A 1,977-nucleotide genomic window follows, 5' to 3' on the forward strand; every position below is an offset into this window, starting at 1 on the left:
CATGATGGACGGCCGCATCGGCGCGATCCGGGAGGCGCTTGAAACCGAGGGCTTCATCCACACCCGCATCATGGCCTACAGCGCCAAGTACGCGAGCGCGTTTTACGGCCCGTTTCGCGACGCCGTCGGCTCGGCCGGCAACCTGGGCAAGGCCGACAAAAAGGTCTACCAGATGGATCCCGGCAACAGCGACGAGGCGCTGCGCGAAGTCGCCATGGACATTGCCGAGGGCGCCGACATGGTGATGGTGAAACCCGGCATGCCCTACCTGGACGTGGTGCGCCGCGTGAAAGACGAGTTTGCGGTGCCGACCTTTGCCTACCAGGTCAGCGGCGAGTACGCGATGCTGAAAGCCGCCGCCCAAAACGGCTGGCTGGACCATGATGCGGTGATGATGGAGAGCCTGCTGGCCTTCAAGCGGGCCGGCGCCGACGGTGTGCTGACCTACTTCGCGCTGGAGGCCGCGCGCAAGTTGCGCCAGGGCTGAACCGGTTGCACGCAGGCGTCGCCGGTTTGCTATTAAAATCATAGCTAAATACGCGCGAACCGTATGGGCTAGAGGCCAGTTTGACCCCTAAAACCAGCATTTGGCTGGTGCTGGTGTGGTCCAGGTCAGCGCTGGCCGGTGCAGCGCTAAACCCAGGGCTGGGCCAGCCCCTCGGACGCAAATGCCCTGACCACCGCCGGGCGCGCCAGCACCCGCTGCAAATAGGGCCCGAGCTGCGGGCGATTGCGGGCCGGCTTGCCGAAATGGCGGGTCCAGCGGCACAGCATCATGGCGTAGGCGTCCACGGCGCTGTAGTGGTCGCCCAGCAGCCACGGGCCGCCGTGGCGCGCCAGCTCGGCATCGAGCAGGCCCAGCAGCACGCGCACCTTGGCCTCGGCATGGGTCTTGAGCTCGGCGGCACCGGCCGGGTTGCCGGCGTTCATCCAGCGCTCGGGGTAAAAATAAACAATCAGCGTGGCCTGCAGGGTGTTGGTCAGCCACATCAGCCACTTGTAGAAATGCGCGCGCTCCGCAGTGCCCAACGCCGGCGCCAGGCCGGCCTCGGGGTGGCGGTCGCACAGGTGCAGACAGATCGCCGCCGACTCGTACAGCACCAGATCACCGTCGGTCAGCACCGGAATCAGCCCGTTCGGGTTGAGCCTGAGGTACTGCTGAGCCTTGTGCACGCCCTGCGCGCGGTCCACCAGCACCAGCTCGAAGGGCGCGCCTATTTCTTCGAGCAGCACATGCGGCGCCATGGCGGCGGTGCTGGGGTAGTAATGAAGCTGGATCATGGCGCCAGCTGTTGGCCAAAAAAGGCCAGTGAGCGTTCCCGCGCCAGCGTGGCGGCGGCTTCGTTGTAAGAGCCGCGCTGGTCGCAGTTAAAGCCGTGGTTGGCCGGGTAGACATGCACCTGCACTTCGGGGTGGGCCTTGCGGAAGGCTTCGATGCCTTCCATCGGAATCCAGTGGTCCTGGTCGCCAAAATGCGCCATCACCGGGCATTGCGGCTGGCGCGCAATTTCTTCTTCGGCGGTGATGCCGCCGCCGTAATAGGGAACGGCGGCGCTCAGGCCGCTCAGCATGCAGGCGGCGCGCCAGGTCAGCAGGCCGCCCCAGCAAAAGCCGACGATGCCGACCTTGCCGCCGCTGGCCTGGGCCGCGTGGTCAATGGCGGCCTGCAGGTCTTGCAGCACGCCGGCACCGGGCAGCGCCGCCACGGCGGTTTTGAGCTCAAAGCCGGCCGTCATGTCGGCCTCGGTGTAGCCCAGCTCCACCCCGGGCTTGATGCGCTCGAAGGTGGCCGGCGCCAGCGCCAGATAGCCCTGCGCGGCATAGCCATCGGCCACGGCGCGGATGTGCGAGTTGACGCCGAAGATTTCCTGCACCACCACCACGGCGGCGCGCGGCTTGCCCTGGGGCTGGGCGAGGTAGGCCGGCACGACAAAGCCGTCGGCGGATTTAAGGTTGATGAATGGGCCCATGGTGCTG

2 protein-coding genes and 1 pseudogene are annotated in these 1,977 nt (G+C 66.4%); 1 reads left to right on the forward strand and 2 read right to left on the reverse strand.

From position 1 onward, the window contains the following. A pseudogene (locus RMO23_RS18700) lies at window positions 1–487 on the forward strand (porphobilinogen synthase); the annotation flags it as partial. 146 nt (window positions 488–633) lie between these two features. Here the strand turns inward: RMO23_RS18700 and RMO23_RS18705 are convergent. Beyond that, entirely contained in the window at window positions 634–1,281 is a 648-nt protein-coding gene (locus tag RMO23_RS18705) for a glutathione S-transferase family protein (RefSeq protein WP_309684453.1), read from the reverse strand. Continuing rightward, window positions 1,278–1,970: a dienelactone hydrolase family protein gene (locus RMO23_RS18710; protein ID WP_309684456.1), complete on the reverse strand. Its 693-nt coding sequence runs from the start codon at window positions 1,968–1,970 to the stop codon at window positions 1,278–1,280. The genes RMO23_RS18705 and RMO23_RS18710 overlap by 4 nt, the downstream gene beginning before the upstream one ends. Between the last annotated feature and the right edge of the window lie 7 nt (window positions 1,971–1,977).

It is taken from the genome of Polaromonas sp. (assembly GCF_031411155.1).
Classification (GTDB): Bacteria; Pseudomonadota; Gammaproteobacteria; order Burkholderiales; family Burkholderiaceae_C; genus Polaromonas.